1 protein-coding gene and 1 pseudogene are annotated in these 2,420 nt (G+C 39.8%); both read left to right on the top strand.

Annotated features, from left to right (window positions below; all coding sequences use genetic code 11):
* A pseudogene (locus ACQR30_RS04375) lies at positions 1 to 732 on the top strand (SusC/RagA family TonB-linked outer membrane protein); the annotation flags it as partial.
* A gap of 23 nt (positions 733 to 755) precedes the next feature.
* Positions 756 to 2,420 (top strand): RagB/SusD family nutrient uptake outer membrane protein (locus ACQR30_RS04370; RefSeq protein WP_429731803.1); only part of this gene is annotated, 1,665 nt, incomplete at its 3' end.

Raw genomic sequence — 2,420 nt, 5'->3', positions numbered from 1 at the left:
GCAGATGGTTCCGTTGATCCAAAGGGAGGACCAAAAAGTGGCATGGTTAGAACCCCTCAGGATATGGCATGGGTACAAGCGATGCAGGCTGCGGGCTATTCTTTTGCACCCGTAAATACCATCGGAAAAGGGCAGCTATATTATGGAGATTTAATTTATGCCGATAACAATGGTGATGGGATTTATGGTGGTTCGAATGACCAAAAATTCATGAATATTTCCAATTCACCAAAGATTGGATTTGGATTAAACTTATCCGCATCCTGGAAAGGTCTTAGCTTATCTATGATATGGGCAGGTGCTTCTGGTAAAGACTATCTTTGGAATCAAAGCTATTATAACAGTGTAACAATGGCACTTGGCGGCACAGAACCTTCCAGAATTGTGAATGACCATTATTATTATAATGACAATAATCCAAGCGATCCAAAGAATAATATTAACGGCTTTTTTCCCAGATTAAAACAGTCAGACAATATTGATAATGTGGCAAGCACATTTTGGTTGTATAAAGCTTCCTACATAAAACTCAAAAATATACAAATCGGTTACACATTGCCCAGACAACTACTTGGCAAAGTAAAAGATTACATACAAAGCTGCAATATATTCTTATCAGGCGAGAATCTTCTCACCATTACAAAATACCCTGGTCCAGATCCAGAAATTGGTACTGCTGTTACTTATCCTTTAATGAAGCAGTATGCTTTTGGTATAAATGTTAAATTCTAAAATAACCTGATTAACTTTTTATTATGAAAAAAATATCTTTTTTACTATTTATTACGAGTGTCTTTGCTTTGGCCTGCAATAAGGATATCTTAAATACATCGCCTAATAGCCAGGTCGCCTCGGCAAGTATGTGGACTACCGATAACCTTACAGATAAGGGGGTCGCAGGCGTATATGCGGCATTAAGACTTGGAGGATCGGGCAGTGGAAGCCTTTTATATGAATTATATTCAATGGATAGGTATGCTTATACCGGTCAGGACTACTATAATGATGAATTGACCAATGCGACAGCAACACCGGGTTCAGGTCTATTTAATTCAGCTTGGCAAAACTTATACGAAGGCATTAGTAGGGCAAATGACGCCATATACAATATACCATTGAAATCTCCATCCGATAGTACCAAAAAAGCCAGATATATAGCAGAATGTAAATTTATGCGGGCTTATTTTTACTTTAGATTAGCGGAATTATATGGAAATGTACCCATTTATTTAATACCTACCGCCTATAATAAGTTTAATAAAGCTGCCTCGCCAAGAGACAGTGTTTGGGGCGTCGTTATTCAAGATTTGTCCGATGCCATCAACGAGCCAAACTTACCTCTAATCTATCATTCAGGTGATGCTAATTGGGGTCATGTAACAAAGGGCGCAGCGTACGCACTAAGAGGCGAAGTATACATGTGGCAAAAAAAATACCCACAAGCGATAGCAGATTTTCAGCAGGTAAAGTCGGCAGGTTATAGCCTTTATAATGGCTCAGGTGCAAACAGCTATAAGATGTTATTTAAACAAGCGCAGAATGAATGCTCCGAAATGATCTTCTCTATGCAAAATATTGATCTGGCCGGCTACGGGGGAACCTCTGAGTTTTATTGCGGAACAAGATCCTCTTATGGTTCTTGCTGGAACTGGTACCAGCCCTCTAACGATTTAATAAATTTATATGAGAATATCGATGGGAGTGCATTTAATTGGGATGCCGTAATTCCGGGATACAATGAAATGACGCCGGCGGCAAGGGAAGTATTTTTTATCAGAAATAATGCTACGACGGCAGAATTAAATGCGGCCGCCGCCCGAGGCGCCAACATTTCATTATATCTTCCCACGGGTAATGAACAACGTATTGAACAAGCCTACGCCAATAGAGATCCGCGTCTACAACAAACAGTTATTACCCCCTACGCTACCTACCTCGGAGCTCCTATTGGGAGTTCAGGAGATCTTACCTATACATGGCGCTGGCCTTTTAGGAATATAAATCCACCTATATTGGATTTAAAAAGCGACAAACCTACCTTTGGCTTATATTTTTATAGAAAATTTGTCTATGAAGGAAGTTCTGAAGGAAGCAACAGAAGTCAAGTGCCCATTAACTATCCTATTATTCGTTATGCCGATGTTGTATTACAATGGGCCGAAGCACTTAATGAAAGTCAGGGCATAACACAACAAGGACTTGACTTAGTAAATAGCGTACGTGAACGTGCGGGTATGCCGGATTTACAAAATACCGACGCGTCAAAACCTACCTATGTGAGTTCTCAAAATAATTTTAGAGAAAGGATACGTGATGAGCGTAGAGTTGAATTTCCAAATGAAGGAGTAAACTTTTTTGACGAGTTGAGATGGGGTACCTGGATACAAAATAAGTTCTCTACCGGAAATGGGTGCAAACAA

It is taken from the genome of Arachidicoccus sp. (assembly GCF_050436765.1).
GTDB lineage: Bacteria > Bacteroidota > Bacteroidia > Chitinophagales > Chitinophagaceae > Arachidicoccus.
This window is presented reverse-complemented; position numbering and strand designations above follow the sequence as displayed.